General features: G+C 30.4%; 15 protein-coding genes. All 15 read right to left on the minus strand.

From position 1 onward, the window contains the following. Positions 1 to 470 precede the first annotated feature (470 nt). Positions 471 to 2,366: an asparagine synthase (glutamine-hydrolyzing) gene (gene asnB, locus V8G56_RS10910; protein WP_395438485.1), complete on the minus strand. Its 1,896-nt coding sequence runs from the start codon at positions 2,364 to 2,366 to the stop codon at positions 471 to 473. 12 nt (positions 2,367 to 2,378) lie between these two features. Next, positions 2,379 to 3,518, minus strand: a complete 1,140-nt coding sequence (locus V8G56_RS10915; protein ID WP_395438486.1) for a glycosyltransferase — start codon at positions 3,516 to 3,518, stop codon at positions 2,379 to 2,381. A 2-nt stretch (positions 3,519 to 3,520) separates the two neighbouring features. Then, entirely contained in the window at positions 3,521 to 4,921 is a 1,401-nt protein-coding gene (locus tag V8G56_RS10920; RefSeq protein ID WP_395438487.1) for a phenylacetate--CoA ligase family protein, read from the minus strand. Continuing rightward, positions 4,921 to 6,069, minus strand: coding sequence for a glycosyltransferase family 1 protein (locus V8G56_RS10925; protein ID WP_395438488.1), 1,149 nt, complete (start codon positions 6,067 to 6,069; stop codon positions 4,921 to 4,923). Before V8G56_RS10925 ends, V8G56_RS10920 begins: the two co-directional genes overlap by 1 nt. Then, positions 6,069 to 6,959: a glycosyltransferase family 2 protein gene (locus tag V8G56_RS10930; RefSeq protein ID WP_395438489.1), complete on the minus strand. Its 891-nt coding sequence runs from the start codon at positions 6,957 to 6,959 to the stop codon at positions 6,069 to 6,071. Before V8G56_RS10930 ends, V8G56_RS10925 begins: the two co-directional genes overlap by 1 nt. 18 nt (positions 6,960 to 6,977) lie before the next feature. After that, positions 6,978 to 8,075: an EpsG family protein gene (locus tag V8G56_RS10935; RefSeq protein WP_395438490.1), complete on the minus strand. Its 1,098-nt coding sequence runs from the start codon at positions 8,073 to 8,075 to the stop codon at positions 6,978 to 6,980. 1 nt (position 8,076) lies between these two features. Next, a complete protein-coding gene (locus V8G56_RS10940; RefSeq protein WP_395438491.1) occupies positions 8,077 to 9,003 on the minus strand; it encodes a hypothetical protein in 927 nt (308 codons plus the stop codon). A 6-nt stretch (positions 9,004 to 9,009) separates the two neighbouring features. Continuing rightward, complete coding sequence (locus tag V8G56_RS10945) at positions 9,010 to 10,458, minus strand: MBOAT family O-acyltransferase (protein ID WP_395438492.1); 1,449 nt, start codon at positions 10,456 to 10,458, stop codon at positions 9,010 to 9,012. Positions 10,459 to 10,468: 10 nt separating this feature from the next. Continuing rightward, positions 10,469 to 10,708 carry an acyl carrier protein gene (locus tag V8G56_RS10950; RefSeq protein ID WP_395438493.1) on the minus strand — a complete coding sequence of 80 codons (240 nt, stop codon included), beginning with the start codon at positions 10,706 to 10,708 and terminating at the stop codon, positions 10,469 to 10,471. A gap of 28 nt (positions 10,709 to 10,736) precedes the next feature. After that, positions 10,737 to 12,227 carry an AMP-binding protein gene (locus V8G56_RS10955; RefSeq protein WP_395438494.1) on the minus strand — a complete coding sequence of 497 codons (1,491 nt, stop codon included), beginning with the start codon at positions 12,225 to 12,227 and terminating at the stop codon, positions 10,737 to 10,739. 11 nt (positions 12,228 to 12,238) lie between these two features. Next, on the minus strand, positions 12,239 to 13,726 hold the full coding sequence (locus V8G56_RS10960) for an AMP-binding protein (RefSeq protein ID WP_395438495.1): 1,488 nt from the start codon (positions 13,724 to 13,726) through the stop codon (positions 12,239 to 12,241). A gap of 239 nt (positions 13,727 to 13,965) precedes the next feature. After that, positions 13,966 to 14,469 carry a serine O-acetyltransferase gene (locus V8G56_RS10965; protein WP_395438496.1) on the minus strand — a complete coding sequence of 168 codons (504 nt, stop codon included), beginning with the start codon at positions 14,467 to 14,469 and terminating at the stop codon, positions 13,966 to 13,968. A gap of 62 nt (positions 14,470 to 14,531) precedes the next feature. Continuing rightward, a complete protein-coding gene (locus V8G56_RS10970; RefSeq protein ID WP_395438497.1) occupies positions 14,532 to 15,662 on the minus strand; it encodes a glycosyltransferase family 4 protein in 1,131 nt (376 codons plus the stop codon). Positions 15,663 to 15,664: 2 nt separating this feature from the next. Continuing rightward, positions 15,665 to 16,762, minus strand: a complete 1,098-nt coding sequence (locus tag V8G56_RS10975) for a glycosyltransferase family 4 protein (protein WP_395438498.1) — start codon at positions 16,760 to 16,762, stop codon at positions 15,665 to 15,667. A gap of 5 nt (positions 16,763 to 16,767) precedes the next feature. Next, positions 16,768 to 17,736 (minus strand): polysaccharide pyruvyl transferase family protein, encoded by a 969-nt coding sequence (locus V8G56_RS10980; protein WP_395438499.1) that lies wholly within the window; start codon positions 17,734 to 17,736, stop codon positions 16,768 to 16,770. Positions 17,737 to 17,748: the final 12 nt, after the last annotated feature.

The raw sequence follows: 17,748 nt of genomic DNA on the forward strand, positions 1-17,748 counted from the left end.
ATTATATTTCACTTAAGCCTGCAGAAACAATCATTTCTGATATTCACTTCTTAAAATCCTTTGTTCTAATGACGTCAAGAACCTATCTAAAGTTTCGTTTCTAACTATAAAAATACTTTATTATGACAAGTACTTAAAGGCGTTTTCATGAAATGTGCTTCAATCCAAAAATTCTAAAAAGGCTTCAAAATAAAACAACAAGGATGTAACCAATATTGCTATAATATCACAGGCTACTTTTTTTTGGATAGTTTGGTAAAAAAAAAAATTATCTTTCTAATTACATTTACTATAAAAAGTAATACTTTAAAAACTATTCCTCTGTTTACTAAATTATAATATAGATAGGTACTTGATTGAAATCTGCTTTCATATATTAATCTATGATATTGAATATAAGCACATATAAAAATATTATATAAAACATTGTTAAACACTACTATATGTGCCAAAAGAACACTTCGTCTAAGTTAATTTAAGTAATTTTTTTTATACCATTTCTGGAAACAATAAAAAGTCCAGACTTTAAAGGTGTTATCCTTTCCATTTAAATGTTCTGAGACTAATTTCTGTATGTTTTCTTTTTGAAATATATTTTGAGTTTTTAGAAAATGATCTTCAACATAAGATTCTAAATCTTTTCTTAACGAAGTTCTAAGCCAATCACCAACGGGTACACCAAAGCCCGATTTAGATTTGTTTAAAAAGTCTTTTGGAAAGTCTTCTTTAAACGCTTCTTTAAGTATGTGTTTTTTATCCCAACCTTTCATTAAAAAAGAATCTGGTAGGGTAAAGGTATACTCCCAAAGTTCCTTGTTCAAAAACGGCGCTCTACATTCTAAAGAATTTAACATACTCGTCCTATCCACTTTAACCAGCATATCGCCTTCTAAACTTATATGCTTATCTATCTCACGATATTCGTTTAAATCTTTTGGAGACGGTATATTGGTGTGTTTTTTGTAATAATTAAATACGTTGTTATCTATATGTTCAGGTAAAAGATAGTTTGATAAAGTTTCTGATGGATACCCTAATGAAATAATATCCCAATAATAATTGCCGGTATAATCGATTGAATTCAATATTTTCTCAATAATAAACTTTTTACCTCTCACATCATCTTTCGTTTTTAAAAACGGATTACTACTCTTTTTAATAATGGAATGAATAGCTTTAGGTATGTATTTAGTGTATTTATTATTGATGCTGCCCATGTGGTATTTGTTATAACCCCCAAACACTTCATCGCCACCGTCACCTGTTAAAGCGACTTTAACATGATTTGCCGTTTTATTGGCGACAATATAAGTTGGAAGTGAGGAGGAATCGGCAAAAGGCTCATCAAAATTTAATAAAATATCATCAATGTTACTTTCTAAATCTTTTTCACCAATAATAAATTCATGATGATTGCTATTTATTAATTGCGAAACTATTTTTGATTTATCTGTTTCATCATAAGATTTTTTTTCAAAACCAATAGAGAAGGTATTTATTTTTGATTCGTTCATACGTGATAGGCACAATGACACCACGGAAGAGTCTACACCACCAGAAAGAAAAGTACCTATCGGCACATCTGATACGGAGCGACTGTTCACACTTTTTTCAACTAAATCTTTAACTTTCTTTTTCGCTGTATCAAAAGTAGGATTTGATTTAGTAATCGTTTTTTTCTCTTCAATAATACTAATATCAAAAGCGTGTTTGCTTAAATCATAGGTAATAAAATGATTCGATTCTAGTTTTTTTATATCCTCATAAATAGTAAAAGGTGCTGGAATATAGGTAAGTTTAAAATATAAATTCAGCCCCGTTTTATTAATACTTGGTTTATTTGGAAGTAATTTTATCAAAGATTTTAACTCTGATGCCCAAATAAATCCGTCGTTTGTTTGCGTATAATACAGTGGTTTTTCTCCAAAAAAATCTCTTGCAATAAATACTTTTTGTTTTTTAAAGTCATACATACTAAACGCAAACATGCCATCTAATTTTTTAAAAGATGATGTCCCTTCTTTTTCGTATAATTTTAATATAACTTCCGTATCACTATGTGTATTAAAATTAACACCTTGAGCTTGCAAGTCTTTTCTTAAATCTTGATAATTATATATTTCACCATTAAAAACTATTACAATTTTTTTATCATCTGAGTAAATGGGTTGCTTACCAGAACTCAAATCTATTATCGATAGTCGTCTCATGCCCATTGCTATTGAAAAATTGGGTCTTGACATTTTAAAAATACCGTCATCATCAGGACCTCTGTGAATAATCATATTATTCATAAGAGTTAAGTTATTTTGTAACTCATTTAAACTCTTTTCGGTTTTAGTGATGAATCCATTAATTCCACACATATTTACTTAGATTTAAGTGTTTTTTAAATAAAATTCTTGTAGCAACGATGCATTTTTATTTATATCATAATCACCGTTTATTATACTTTCAATTGTATTTTTTCTATGATATGATTTTGAGTTTAAAATTAAATTTGCCCAAAAGGAAGCAGGATTTTTTAACGCTACAAAATCTACTAATCCCGTTATGTTTAATTCATTAGAAACCTCATCTGAAGCAAAAATTTTAAGTCCCGATGCCTGAGCTTCAATAAGCGTCACTGGTAAACCTTCGTTTGTTGAAGGAAACAAAAAAACATCCATTGCCTGTAATAGGTTATTAACATCGGGTCTTACGCCCAGAAACATAACATTGTTTTCTAACTTAAGGACTTTTACCATTTTTTCATAATTGGCCCTATCACCCCCGCCAACAAGAATTAAAACAGCACTTTTATCTATTTTTTGTATTTCATTAAACACTTTTATAATAAAGGCATGATTTTTTTCCGGAACAAAATTCCCGACATGACCAATTACAAATTTATGACTCAAGTCTAATTTTTCTTTAATACTTGTACTTATTTTTGGGTCATAACTATACTGAGCGGCATCAATAGCATTATTTATTATTTTAATTTTTGACTTATTTTTTTTTCCATAAAGCCAAACTCCAGCTTTTTCTCCACAGGCATAATAGTAATTGGCATAGTTTGGCACTTTTATTTTAAAATAATTTTGTGCAACAAACTTCAGAATAAAACTTAAACTGTGTCTTTTTTTTGAAAATGGGTTTATGTTTAAATTATATAAACTGGTATGACTATGAGCAATTCTAACGGGTACACTATTGTTTTTAGCGGCCCTTAATACAAAAACACTTAATGCATTTAAATGAGAATGCACTATTTTATATTCTGGATTTTCTTTGAAAAAAATATTGAGCGATTTCTTATAATCACTTAAATTTTTAAAACTAATATTTGATAGTCTGTGTATTCTGCCTCCTAAGCGCTCAATTTCTTCATCAAATACGCCATGTTCCATTCTATGAAGTAGAAAATCAAACTGAACTTTGGCGCGGTCCATATTTCTATAATAGTTCATAATCATAGTTTCTGCACCGCCCCTGTTCATAATAGTTAATACCTGCAAGACTCTTATTGGTTTCATATTCAAATATTGATTTCAAAATTTCTTTTTACGGCATCAATTTTACCATTGGACCCCGTAGGTATTTCTTCAACGATATTAACATGATAGTTTATGTTTTCCCCAAGACGATCTTTTAAGTTAGCTATTAATGTTTTCTGAACATCATCTGAAAAATCATTGTCGACAACTATGTTAACTATCAGTTGGTTTGGATTTTCTTGGATGAGTTGACTTTTTTTAATACCTGTTAAACCTTTATAAGCGGTATCCATTCTGCCTACAAAGCCTTTTTCTTCAGACCATAAGATGTCATCTTCTCGACCAATAATTTTTTCAATTATAGGCATACTACATTCACAATTACATTTTTTATTTTCCGAGGCCAACAGTATGGTATCACCAATATCATAGCGTATTAGGGGGGTTTTATAATTAATGAAACTCGTTACCACCAATTTGGCGATATCACCAGGTTTAGCTGGACCACCCTCCATATTTAAAAACTCAAAAACACCAGAGTCTGTGTTTAGGTGTAAGTTTCCATTAATGCATTCTGTAATAAAGGGACTTCCCTCACTTGAGGCGTATTGATTAAACACTTTACAATTAAACGCAGATTCTATAATATCCCTTTGGTAATCGTATAATGTTTCTGCTGTTACGGCTATTGCATCTGGCTTAAAATTCAATACCAATTTATTTTTAATTATAAATCGACTAAGAATATAAATTGCCGACGGATAGCCATCGATTAAACTGGGTTTAAACGTATTAAGTTTTTTTATATAACTGCTCAAATTAGCATCTGTTAAATGGTAGGTAGACATAAGTAGTTGCTTATTAAAACTGTTATAAACCCAGAAAGGCGGTTTTTTTGTTTTAGGGCTTACAATAAGATTACCAGAAAGGCGTACCTGTTTGCAATTGTTTTTAATTCCAATGACCTTATGAAAACGATACCATATAGCAAATGATTGGTTTAAAGAGTACAAATCAAGATAATCAACCATAGGAGTACCACTGGTGCCACTGGTATAATTTAACATGACGGTTTCTCTACTAGAATTTACTATTAAGTCCACCTTATTTTTTCTATCATCCTTTAGAAGCAGTGGCATTTTTATTAAAACCTCCATCGGATTTGACTCTATAGCATCTAGCGTTATACCTTGTTGTTTCATGATGCTAGAATACCATTCGGAATATTTGAAAGCTTCTGAAAGAAGAAGTGATAACTTTTCTTTTTGATAAGTCTCAACAGTTTTTAAATCAGCTTCCCATAATACTAAATGCTCTTTCAAAAAACGTTTAAAATCTTTATTAAATCGTTTTTTTTTGTTTAAATACCCTTTAATATTTAATAATATATATTTAATAAAATAAGGTGCATTATTATATAATTTTTTAGTTAACCCTGCCATTATTTATTGGTATTTTGTTGAAGGTAGAAATCTTGTAATTTATTTACATTAGAAATAATATCGTAACCATTTCCAATTATTAAATTTTTTGTGTCAGCTTTAGGCATGTTATTCTTTTTAATATCCATTATTTTTTCAGCCCAAAACTCCGGAGATTTATCTAATGATATAAATTCGATTAAGTCTGTTATTTTTACTTCTTCAGAAATAGTATCAGCAGCCAATATTGGCGTACCAGAAGACTGCGCTTCAATTAAAGTAACGGGTAAACCTTCATATATTGACGGAAAAACAAAGACATCCATTGTTTGAAGCAATTCGACGATATCGTCGCGAACGCCTAAGAAAAATATATCTTCATAAATAGCAAGATTCTTTGCTTCATTTTCTATTTTCCTCTTTAAAGGCCCCTCACCAATTAAAATTAATTTACTATTTGGATTTTTTTTTAAAAGTTGTGCAAATATATTGAGTAAAAAACTATGGTTTTTCTGGCTATCAAAGCGGCCTATATGACCAATTACAATGGACTCTTTTAAATTAAATTTTTCTTTGTATTCTTTTTCAATCTCAGAATTATATTGAAATTTTTCTGAATCAATCGCATTATTCATCCTTTCAAAAGAAGTGTTTCCGAATAACCAGTTTCCAGCTTTTTGTCCACATGAAAAATAATGTGTGGGATATTTGTTAATTCGCCTTCTCAAAAAAAGCTTAATGATGTGTTTTAAAACTTCGCTTACATCTACATTATTTCTAATAATAGTTCTTAAACTAAAGGTATCGAGGGCAATATGCGCATGTGCTATTCTACATGGAATATTAAACTCTCTAGCAATTTTTAATGGAAAGCAACTAAATGTATTTATATGCGAATGCACTATACTATAGTCATTATGCGCGTCAAAAAGAGCTCTTAATTTTTTATAATAAGATTTGGGATAAAACGGGTTTATCGAAGGTAGTTTATAGATGTTTCCACCCAAAGCTTTTATCTCATCATCATAAGCCGCTTTTTTGTTTCGGTGTACTAAAAAGTCAAACTGAATCTTACTTCTATCTATCTTTCGATAATAGTTCATAATCATCGATTCAGCCCCCCCTCTGTCCATAATCGTAAAAACTTGTAAAACTCTTATTGGTGTCATTACAAGTTATTTTTGGTTTTTATTCTTATATAAATATTCAATAACACACCAAAGGGAATGGCTAAAAAAGTAACCATTTTTTTTGGAGATTCCTGTAAAAACCTGCCATTTTTTATAAACATCGAACTGGACACATAATGAATGGCGTTTTTAAATACTTCTTTAAAATTAGTAGCCAATAACATTCTATTTTTTCTTGAAAAAGCAAAACCCTGTGGATGCCTTCTGTATTGTTTGAGCATATTTCGGCTGGAGCCATCTTCTAAATACTCCACAATACAGAGTACCTCATTTATTGGGAACAGTTTGTAATCTTGATCTATGAGTTTATATAAATAGCCTAACGGCACAAAACGTTCACCTTCAAAAATAGGGTAGGGCGGGTATTTTTTAACTATTTCAGTTCTAAGAACCAGCTTTTTATCACCTTTAACGCCATGCTTTTCATAGATTTCGCTAAGAGTAGTTTCATTTAAATCATTGGGCATTTTAGATCCTATTATTTTTCCATTGTTATTTGCATCAAGTCCAACTAATCCGGCAAACTTATTGTAATTTTTAATTTTTTCCCAATTATCCAGTATTTTTTCAATGGCATCGTCTGGCATAAAATCGTCACTATCAATACAGGTATTTAATTTTGTTTTTATTAACCTATAAGCTGCATTATGAGCACCATGCATCCCTTGATTTTTTTGATAATAGTAGTTGATTTCAATTTTATTCTCATTAATCCAAGATTGCACGAGCTCTTTAGTGTTATCTGTAGAGCCATCGTCAATGATTAGCCAAATAAAGTCGTTTTTAGTTTGCCTTAATAAGCTTTGATAGCATTGGTCAAGACAATAGGCTCTGTTATAAGCTGGGGTAAATACTGTAATTGTTTTCATAGTTGATTTTTTTTATTTTTATCCCCAGAAAAAATAATACATAAAATAAGTGAAAGAGAAATAAAGAACCATTACCTTTCCAATCATTAAATGTTGATTAATAAAGAAGCGTTCTTTCAAAAGCGGGTATATTATTACTATAGCCATCATAAACCAAGACAAATAGGCAAATCTATTAGAATAATTAGCATTAATTACTAAAATCCAAAAACCATTACATATTAAATAAGTATTAAGTAGCTGAAAGTAAATTTGGTCGACAAACTTCTTTTTAAGCACAAAATACCATCCGGCAAAAACAGCAAATGTGCTGTGAAAAAGAAAATCCCATCGAAAACCTGTTTGAGAAAAAGTGCCTGCTTCAGCTTGACTAGTTAAATATCCCGCGAGTCTATCGTCACCTCCAAATCCTAAATTAGCAAATAGTGAAACCCAAACAGTTCCCAATGTAAGAGATAAAGGAATGCATAATAACCAAATTTTAAAATATACTTTTGGATTATTAAAATAAGATGTTGCAATGAAAGCAAAAATTGGTAATAATGTTGTTTTATGAAAAAGAACTGCAATTAAAAAGAACAGACTCATTACTACTTTATTTCTTTGATAAGTAACTCCCCATAAAAAAAGGGAACATGCAGCTCCGTTTCTCATTCCATTAACTCCATAGGTCCAAAATGAAAATGAAATAATAAACATAAAAAAAGCATAAAACCAATACTCCTTAAAGTACAGTTTAGAAATACGATACATTGGAAAGATGTAAATAACGGCACAAACAGTAAAGAAAGTGTGTATTGAAGTTATACTAGCCATGGCTTTCATAAATATATGCCAACCATAATCATTTGCATCATTTATAGGAGCCCCATTAGCATATGCTAAATACGATTTGTAATAATTCGTGGTATCACCAAACCTTGCGCTAATAGGTCTTTGTCCAATATGGATTATTAAAAAAAACAATAAAAGATAACCTATGAAATTAATATAAACTAAGTTTTTTTTATCATCTAAGTCCAAAATTAATGCATGAAAAAAGGTAAAAAGAGCTAAAAAAAAAGACAGATTAAGATACAATGGATAGTACCAATCTATGGGTACTAGAGTATTCATATTATTGTTGCTTTTTTAAACTATTTTCAATTAAATCACATAAGTCTTTAGTAAATATTTTTCCTGAATATTTATCTAAATGATGGCCGTCATAAGTTTTATAAATCTTATCGATTTTAGTGAAATTAAAATAGGGAATATTTTGATTTTTTGTTAGTGAATCTATGATTCCATCAAATTCAGGGTAAAAATATTCTTCATATCCTAAAAATTCTTTACTTATTGGCATTCTAAGTAAAAATACTTTACCAAAGTTACTTAATCGTTTCATCAAAGTATCCAAACTTTGTATTCTTAGGGGAGATAATTCATAATTATCTATATCCCTTAGGTACATGGCTATTTGGTTTTTACTCCACTCATTATAAACAGCCTCACTTTTTGGCAGATTAGTTTCTTCTAACCAACCATCCTTGTGTAAGGTAGAACTTTTTCTAAACATGCCTTTAAAATGAAAAAACGAGATATTTTTTATTAAATATTCGTAATTAGGATTTATATCCACAAAATTCATGTTGTGGGGAGGTTGATCGGCTTCTCTAAATTCACCTTTTTTATTGTCATAATTTTTTCTGGAAGCTATCATATCTGGAGTTATTGATATAATAAAAATGCCATTATTTGATGTGGTATCCAATTTTTTAAAAATACTTTTATTATACAAAGGGCCAATTACTGCTTGAGCAATTGTAAACCCAAAGTTAAGTATTGGCAGGTCATATCCTTTTCCTTCAAAATAATTGTCAATTACACTCGGCTGTATCCCTTGGAAACCTCTTGAATCAGCAATTATCATTGATTTTGCCTTAGGTGTTGTGAATTTTTCATAAAAGTAATCTACATTACCACCATAATTAACTAGAACTACGGTAATAATGCTCAAACAGATAGCAAAAAAGATGGTTAGTTTTATTATAAATACCTTCATAATTATCTAAAATTGAAAATAAATAAATGATTCCGAACTTCTGCCAAAAATCACAATAAAGAAAAACAGCGTAATGTATGATGACCATCTTACATACGCATTATAATGACTTATTTCAAAATCATGTTTTTTCATTCTATGAATCCATTCAACAAAAAGAAAAATAGATATTAAACCAACGGCCACAATTACATCGGTGCTTAAATACCCTATTGGGTAATCCAATAGACTTGTCGAGAAAATTTTTCCGTAATAACTAAATGCAACGGAAATATTATCAGCTCTAAAAATAAAATCTGTTAACATTACGAGCATGAATAGCAGAAACATTTTATAAAATTCTTTAAATGATGGCAGAAACTTGCCATTGGCAACAATATACGAACTATTCATTTTACCGGAATACACCAAAGGAACAAAATAAAGACCATGAAGTAATCCGAACACAATATATGTCCAGTTCGCCCCATGCCAAAATCCAACCAAAATAAAAGTAGCTATAATTGAGATTGCCAGCCCCCTTTTTTGGTATCTTCTTAAAGTGAATGAAAGTGGCGTAAAAACATAATCCATCATCCAAGACGTTAATGATATGTGCCATTTTTTCCACATATCACTAATATTTGTTGAATAAAACGGAGTTGCAAAATTACGGCTAAGATTGATTCCGAATAGTTTTGAAATACCGATCGCCATATTTGAATACCCTGAAAAATCAGCATAAACTTGTATGGCATAAAAAAATCCTCCTATCAATAACACACTTCCTGATTTATCTTCATAACTATTGAATATTGGGTTAGCAATAGCAGCACAATTTTCTGCCACTACTACTTTGGCAAACAGCCCCCATAATATTTGACGTAACCCATCTACGGATTGAGCATAGGAAAATTCTCTTTTAATTTGGATTTGAGGCATAAAGCCTTTTAACCTTTCTATTGGGCCTGAAAGTAATTTCGGAAAAAAGGCAATAAAAACCGAAAACTCTAGTAAGTCTTCACTCGGGTCTATCTCTTCATTATATACATCGATAATATAGCCTATGGTCTGAAAAGTAAAAAAACTTATACCTAATGGAAGCAAAATTGAAAGCGTGCTATAGCTTAGATCAGAGTAAAACACATTCAATACTTTATAAAAGCCTTCATAGAAAAAATTGAAATACTTGAAGTACAATAGCAACCCAATATTAAATACTAGTCCGGCATTTAAAAATCTTTTCTGTAATTTTTCATTATGCGAAAGATTACGGATTTTAATGCCCAAATAATAATTAACTAATATGCTTGCTATTAACAGAAACACAAACCTCCAATCAGCCCAAACATAAAAAATAAAACTTGATATTAATAGTAGTATGTTTTGTAATAAGGCCGTTTTTTTAAAAACAAACCAATAGAGTATTAGCACTATAATTAAAAATATGACAAAATCAAATGAATTAAAAATCATACTTTTAAAATTAAATTTTTGATTGGATTACTGATACCAATGAACCCATATTTTTTAACTTGTTTAAATCGCGAATTTTGAATTTTATATTAAATTTATCTTCAATCTTGGTAATAATCATCATATGTGAAAGCGAATCCCACCCATCTACATCTTGTGCCGTCAATTCATCTATCATTTCAAAATTATTGTGTTCCAATACTGATATTAAAACTTCTTTTATTTTATCTTTTACAATTTTGCTTTCCATAGTTTTACTTTTTTTAAATTATATTATTTTAATCAAACATTTTTTTTAATTCATTCCTATCAATTTTTCCATTAACATTTAATGGAAAATTTTCTGCAAATTTTATTTGGGAAGGTATCATGTAACTCGGTAAATGTTCTTTTAAATATTTAATAAAAATTGTTGTATCAAAATTCTCTGATTCAATTACCAACCCAATATTAGTTGTTCCAATTTTATTTGTATAGGCTACCGCTACCACATTCGTTTTATCCAATCCCTTTTTTGCATATAATTCAATTTCTGATAATTCAACACGATAACCACCCTGTACTTTGGCTTGAAAATCGATCCTTCCTAAGAACATAATATCATCATCTTTATCCATATAGCACAAATCACCTGTTTTATAAAACCGGGTTCTTTTTCCTTTGTAATCTATATAAAAAAATGCTTCTTCGTTTTTCTTTTGATTATTCCAATACCCGGGAGTTAAAAGTGATCCTGCCAAGCACAATTCTCCTTTTTCGCCAGTCTCCAAAATATTATTAGCTTCATCAATGATGATAACATCAACTGATTTCCATGGTTTTCCAATTGATACAATTCCATTATGGGATTTATCCTTTGATTCTACACTTTTGTATTTATAACCAGTACATAGCATAGTACATTCAGTTGGGCCATATACGTTCATTATCTCCGTATTCGGCAATCTTTGAGCAAGTTCCTCCGTTACATCTTGAGGCAAACCTTCTCCACAAAGCAAACAATACCTTAGATAAGGAGAATCAATTTCCTCAAAGTAAGGTCTTAGATAATGCAATATTGAAGGAACCATTAAGGCATAAGTTAATTTTTCATCCTGTATCAATTCAAAAATATAATTGAATTTTATTTCATCTTTTGGAATGGTATATATTCTTGCCCCTTTAAGAACTGGAAGCATGTAGGACATGACCGAGACGTCAAAGGTTAAGCCAAACATTTGCAGGCATCTGTCGTCCTTGTTAAGTTCAATTCCGAAATCATAAAAAGCTTCACGGAAAGCTATTAAATTATTAAATGTAATTGGAACCCCTTTAGGAATGCCGGTTGTACCAGATGTAAACAGAATGTACGCAGTGGATTCATTAGGAATGGTTTTAACTTTTGAGAGATCAAAATCGCCCGATAATGATTTTGATAAAACCGTATTTAATTTTTTAAAAGTTGGTTCATCCGAAGAATCTATTACAAAACTCAGATTGGTTTGGCTTATAATATTATTATTTCGCTCTTCTGGGCTTTCTAAATCGATTGGCACAAAAGATTTCCCTTCAAACCAAATAGCAAATATTGCGGCATAGGTTTGTAAATCATTATTTGCGACTAGTCCAATTTGTATCTCATCGCTTGGGATTTTATCCTCTATTTCTCTTCTAATGCTAGAAATTGAAAAAGCTAAATCCTTATAGGTGTGCTCAACATGATTAATGACAAATGCCACTCTATCATGGTGTTGTAAAATGGAATTACATAGTTCTTGTTGCAAATTCATTTTATTGAGTATTAATTAAAAAGATTTTTCAATTTATTTCTATCGGTCTTTCCATTTGTGTTCAAAGGAAAGCTATCTATAAAGCGTATCTGACTTGGAATCATGTATTGGGGCATTTTCTTTTTCATATAGTCCAATAAATCATTCGTTTCGAACTTTTCGGATTCTATAACCAACCCAACCTCAGTAGTATTATTTAAATTATTGGGGAAAGCTATAGCAGCTATATTGGTTTTTTCAATGGCTTGTTTTGCGTGAAATTCAATTTCAGATAATTCAACCCTAAACCCTTGTATTTTTGCTTGAAAATCAACTCTACCTAAATACAGAATATCTCCGTCTTCGTCTATTCTGCATAGGTCTCCTGTTCTATAAAACCTAGTTTCGCTTCCGTTCTTTTCTTTGTAAAAGAAGACTTCTTTGTTTTTTTCTTCGTTTTTCCAATATCCTGGAGTTAACTGACTGCCACTTAAGCATAATTCTCCTTTTTCACCTGTAGGTACTTCATTGTTATTATCATCAACGATAATAGTAACAGTGTTTTTCATGTCTTTACCAACTGACAAAATACCGTTATCTGTTTTATTATTTGCTCCACGCTTATAGGTGTAATCTGTGCAAAAAACAGTGCACTCCGTCGGTCCATATACGTTGGCAATAGAAGCATTTGGTATGCAATTGCTCCATTCTTCAGTTATGTCTAATGGAAGTGCTTCTCCACAAAAGAGACTTAGTTTTACATTTTCGCAAAGAATCTCATTAAAATATGGTCTTAAATAGTGGAGTATTGAAGGGACCATAGGAAGAATTGTTAAACCATGGTCTTCCATCAATTCATATATGTAGCTATATTTTATTTGGTCTTTTGGAATGGTATATATACAAGCTCCTTTAAGCAATGGAAATAAATATGCCATTACTGAAAAATCAAATGTTAGCTCGAACATTTGTAAACATTTATCTTGATTATTATAAGGGTAATTTAGTTCCCAAAAGGCGTCAGTTAAACCTGCTAGATTACCGAAAGTGATAGGGACCCCTTTAGAAACACCAGTAGTACCAGAAGTAAACAAAATATAAGCAAGTGCATCATTTAAAAATTCATTAGGAGTTAAATCAATCTTTGTTTGATCCAATTTTTTGGTAAGTATTGTTTGATGACCGCTATATATTATACTTTTTGATGAATCAAGAATAGTTAGAATTTCTGCTTGTTTTATAATGGATGTATTTCTTTCTATTGGAAACTCAGGATTCAATGGAACATAAGCTTTTCCTTCCATCCATAATGCGATTATGGAAGCATATGTTTGTACGTCATTATTGGATACGAGTCCAATATTGAGTTCGTTTTTTTTAGTTTTCTTTTTTAAAACCGCTCTAATATTAGATATTTCTTGAGCAAAATCTTTATAACTATAAAATACGTCATTTAAAAAAAATGCGTTGTTTTCGAAATTGTCTTGAATAGAATTTTGCAGGGTAGAAAGTAAGCTCATTTGGTTATTATTTTATATCAAATTATGTGCAAAAGTGAATTTTAATTGTACATTCTCTTAAGCACTATATTAGCACTCTAATAGCTTTAAATTTATTTATGAGGGATGAAAAATAATACCGCTAACATACAGTATTTGGACGATTGTGCAATGTTTAATCTGTGAATTAACAATAATTTCGTTGTAAGAATAATTATGACAGCGATGGAATAGAAATTGGACATTTTGATTAACTAAATTTACTCGCCTTTATGTTTTACAATTTTCGCAGGATTTCCGACGACTGTGCAATTATCAGGCACATCTTTTACCACAACAGCGCCAGCACCTATGTTTACATTATTACCAATAGTAATATCTCCAATAACTATGGCACCTGTGTAAATTGACACGTTATTGCCAATAGTAGGTCTTTTTCCATTCACTTCACCAACCGTTACTAAATGATTAACATAAAAATTTTCACCGATACTTTCTGCATTTAAGATGGTACTATACGGATGCCCTGTTAAAACTCCGCCACCTAATTTTGTACTGATATCTATTCGGAAATATTTTTCTTTCGGACAATATAGATTTAATACACTAGATATAATACCACGATTTCTAAAATAAAAGATGGTTCTGAAATCTGAAGAATAAGCCAATAAATTTAATAACAAAGAGGCTTTACTTCCGCTTTTGTTCTGAGCATTAGCCCAACGGTCAATATCTTTATTTATATCAACTCTGTTTCTACTCATTTTATAAAGAATAATATGAGGAATCAAAAAGATTTTGAAAATAAATATTACAAATTTCATTTTTAATTGCTCCTTTCTTTAAGTATTCTTTCAAACATATCGCTCCACATTGTCATTATTTTTTCAACATTATAATTATTTGCGTTTTCACGTGCATTTTTACCCATAGTAATAAGTAGCTCTTTTTCGTTTGCTAATGAGACTAATTTATTTGCAAATAATTCATTGTCACCCAGCGGAATTAATATCCCATTATTATCATTTATGATATTTCTAGGGCCATTTGGGCAGTCAAACGAAATAATTGGCAATCCACAAGCTTGTGCCTCTAGTAATACCAATGGAAAACATTCATTATGAGACGTCATTACAAAAATAGAAGCACCTAACATTTTGTTTTTTACCTCATTTGTTGAACCTTTCAGAATTATACTTTCTTGAAGGTTTGCTTTATCAATTTTCCTTTGTAATTGTGCAATATAATCAATATTACCATCACCGTAAATATGCAATTTCCAATTTGGAATGTTAGTTCTGGCTATTCCCCATATATCTATTAGTAAATCATATCCTTTAACAGGAGCTATTCTTCCAGCAGAAATAATTATTTTGTTAGAAAGATTTGAAACTTCATATGGAAAAAAAGTTAAGGGATTAGGAATTACAATGGTATTATCACTTTTATAATATTTTGTTTCGTCTGGATTTAATATTACTAGCCGATTATACTTTGATTCAACATAATCAGTAATTAAAAAAAATAGCTTCTTAAAAGTTATTCCTTTCTTATTACGCTTTTTTTCTTCAATGAATTTTGAATAATGAAACTCTTTAATTTTCGGAATCGATTTATTTATAAAAGGCACAAAATGTGTATCGGTACTATGACTGCAAACAACAACGATATCAGGTGCTATTTGATTTATAACTTTTCTTAACCTAAATAAATGCTTTATTGATTTTAAAAGATTTAAGGGATGAAAATATGATTTATCACGGAAATAGTTTATACTTAAATCCTGAAAAAAAATAAGATCATCAAAATTATAACATGGCTTTTTATGTTTTTGTTCAGTAGTGAGTATAGAAATTTTATTATCACGATTTTTTGCAAAATAATTTGCTTTTATTGAAAGCACTCTTTCAATACCGCCATGCCTATAAACCTGATCAATAATAAATACTATGTTCATGCTTATGCGTTAGAAATTAAGCTTTGAAATAATTGATCCCATTGGGAAACTACCTTTTCGGGTAAATATTTTTCTACATCTTTTCTGGCATTTTTACCCATAGATTTTCTTAAATCAGTATCTTCCATCAACTTGATAATTTTGTTTGCCAATTCGCTAATATTACCATTTTCAACTAGAAAACCATTTTTATTTTGTGATATAATATCTGAAGGACCATATGGGCAATCAAAAGAAACACAAGGTACACCATATGCCATTGCTTCCGTTAAAACCATACCAAACCCTTCATATCTAGAAGACATGACATAGATAGATGCTTCTTTGTATTTATCAGCAATATTTTTGACGGGAGGGTAGAAATTCACACTTTTATTAACACCTAATTTTTTAGCTAAAGCACTAAAATCTTCATCTTTACTTATCGTTCCAAAAATATCTAAGGACCAATCTGGGTGCTTTTTATTAACTTCTTTCCAACTTTTTAACAGTCTATCATATCCTTTTTGATAGCTTTGTTTGCCTACAGTTATTGCTTTTTTGTTATTTAATGTACTTTGTTCTTCTGGGTAAAATGAAAGAGGATTTGGTATAACTTTAATGTTTTCAAACCTCCATTCATTTAGGTTACCGTTGGTTAACACTATAAAGTGATTATAAAATTTTCCTCCAAAATTCATCATACTAAATTTTAGACCACCTATAATTTTACCTAGTAAGCTACCCGTTTTAATTTCCACATTTTTAGAAACATGTCTCTCGTAAATCATAGGGCATGGCTTTCCTAATATTAGTGGAACAAAAAAACCTTTTAATCCATCATCACAAACAGCTATGATATCTGGATTCAATTTTTGAACTATGCTTCTAAGCTCAGTTATATATTTATATATGTATACTAGGTTATTTCCTTGCACTGTAATGTTATGATAGTTGATTTTAGAACTAAAATCATAAAATAAATCCCTATTATCCTGGTTTAAAGTTATAATATCAATTTCATAATTGTATCGATCTGCCAAAAGACTAGCTTTTATTGACAAAACTCGTTCCAGTCCTCCTGGGCCGTCTATTCTATTAGCAAGATATACAAGTTTCATTGAGACTATTTTAAATGGCTTTTAACTTTTTCTTTCAATGCATTAGCTAAATCATGATGCTTTTCAAGGTTTTTTACATTTGTATTGCTATCAATTTTACCATTTAAGTCAAAATTTGATGAAAATTCACCAGTTTTACTATTAATGTCTATACGGTTGAATAGCTCCAAAATGCCATCAAATCTGCATGAATCAACAAAACTATCAAAACCGTTAACAAAAATTACAGGCGTTCCAAGCGCTAAGCAGGGTAGGGCACAATGTATCCTAGAGGTAATCACTAACTTTGCCTTAGCATATTTTTTTAATAATGTTTCTGCCATTTCAAATTTCTCGTCATCTGTGTAAGTGTTTGATGGAGGTTCCTGATTTATAAATTCTGCGGAGTTTAATATGTCCTCACTAATAAAATTCTTTAAGTGTTTTTTCTTTTTTGATAATTGAAATGCAGTTCCATTCAAAATGTTTCTTATTGTAGCCTTAACATTATAAAATATTTTCTCTGGTCTTGGATAACTATAAAGCGGGTCGACTATATAAACTTTATAATCTCTTAGAGAATCATCAACTTTATAGGAATCTAGCGTAAGTGTTAAACAGCCGGTAAAGTAAGCATCGATTCCCTTTGCTATTAGGGTGTCGGCAGTAAATTGGTCTCTACAACCAATGGGTTCATGTTTTTTTAAATAGGCAATGCCTTTGTCGCTTAGCATCGATGGGGCTGCTGTATTATTCATGTGAAACGATACAAATACTGGTGATATATCATCAGAAGGCACCCAATTATGTATGTTATGAGTAAACCACCCGTTCATAATCAATTTTGTTTTCTCACCTTTATAGTCTGCTAGTCTTTCTCTGTTTAAAAAGATATCCACCTTTGGTAAAAATTGTTTAGCGGCTAAGCTTTGTATATTATCGCCAACATTAAAAAAACGTTTATTCTCGTCGTATTTAAGTAATCCGTATTTCATGTGTTTGTATCT

It is taken from the genome of Gaetbulibacter aquiaggeris (assembly GCF_044003965.1).
In the GTDB taxonomy this organism is placed as follows: domain Bacteria; phylum Bacteroidota; class Bacteroidia; order Flavobacteriales; family Flavobacteriaceae; genus Yeosuana; species Yeosuana aquiaggeris.

What these genes read in the sequence shown, in the direction of transcription:
- V8G56_RS10940 (WP_395438491.1), bottom strand. Translation starts at nt 9,003, where the DNA reads ATGAAGGTATTTATAATAAAACTAACCATCTTTTTTGCTATCTGTTTG.
- V8G56_RS10935 (WP_395438490.1), bottom strand. Translation starts at nt 8,075, where the DNA reads ATGAATACTCTAGTACCCATAGATTGGTACTATCCATTGTATCTTAAT.
- V8G56_RS10980 (WP_395438499.1), bottom strand. Translation starts at nt 17,736, where the DNA reads ATGAAATACGGATTACTTAAATACGACGAGAATAAACGTTTTTTTAAT.
- asnB (WP_395438485.1), bottom strand. Translation starts at nt 2,366, where the DNA reads ATGTGTGGAATTAATGGATTCATCACTAAAACCGAAAAGAGTTTAAAT.
- V8G56_RS10960 (WP_395438495.1), bottom strand. Translation starts at nt 13,726, where the DNA reads ATGAGCTTACTTTCTACCCTGCAAAATTCTATTCAAGACAATTTCGAA.
- V8G56_RS10930 (WP_395438489.1), bottom strand. Translation starts at nt 6,959, where the DNA reads ATGAAAACAATTACAGTATTTACCCCAGCTTATAACAGAGCCTATTGT.
- V8G56_RS10925 (WP_395438488.1), bottom strand. Translation starts at nt 6,069, where the DNA reads ATGACACCAATAAGAGTTTTACAAGTTTTTACGATTATGGACAGAGGG.
- V8G56_RS10920 (WP_395438487.1), bottom strand. Translation starts at nt 4,921, where the DNA reads ATGGCAGGGTTAACTAAAAAATTATATAATAATGCACCTTATTTTATT.
- V8G56_RS10915 (WP_395438486.1), bottom strand. Translation starts at nt 3,518, where the DNA reads ATGAAACCAATAAGAGTCTTGCAGGTATTAACTATTATGAACAGGGGC.
- V8G56_RS10950 (WP_395438493.1), bottom strand. Translation starts at nt 10,708, where the DNA reads ATGGAAAGCAAAATTGTAAAAGATAAAATAAAAGAAGTTTTAATATCA.
- V8G56_RS10975 (WP_395438498.1), bottom strand. Translation starts at nt 16,762, where the DNA reads ATGAAACTTGTATATCTTGCTAATAGAATAGACGGCCCAGGAGGACTG.
- V8G56_RS10970 (WP_395438497.1), bottom strand. Translation starts at nt 15,662, where the DNA reads ATGAACATAGTATTTATTATTGATCAGGTTTATAGGCATGGCGGTATT.
- V8G56_RS10965 (WP_395438496.1), bottom strand. Translation starts at nt 14,469, where the DNA reads ATGAGTAGAAACAGAGTTGATATAAATAAAGATATTGACCGTTGGGCT.
- V8G56_RS10945 (WP_395438492.1), bottom strand. Translation starts at nt 10,458, where the DNA reads ATGATTTTTAATTCATTTGATTTTGTCATATTTTTAATTATAGTGCTA.
- V8G56_RS10955 (WP_395438494.1), bottom strand. Translation starts at nt 12,227, where the DNA reads ATGAATTTGCAACAAGAACTATGTAATTCCATTTTACAACACCATGAT.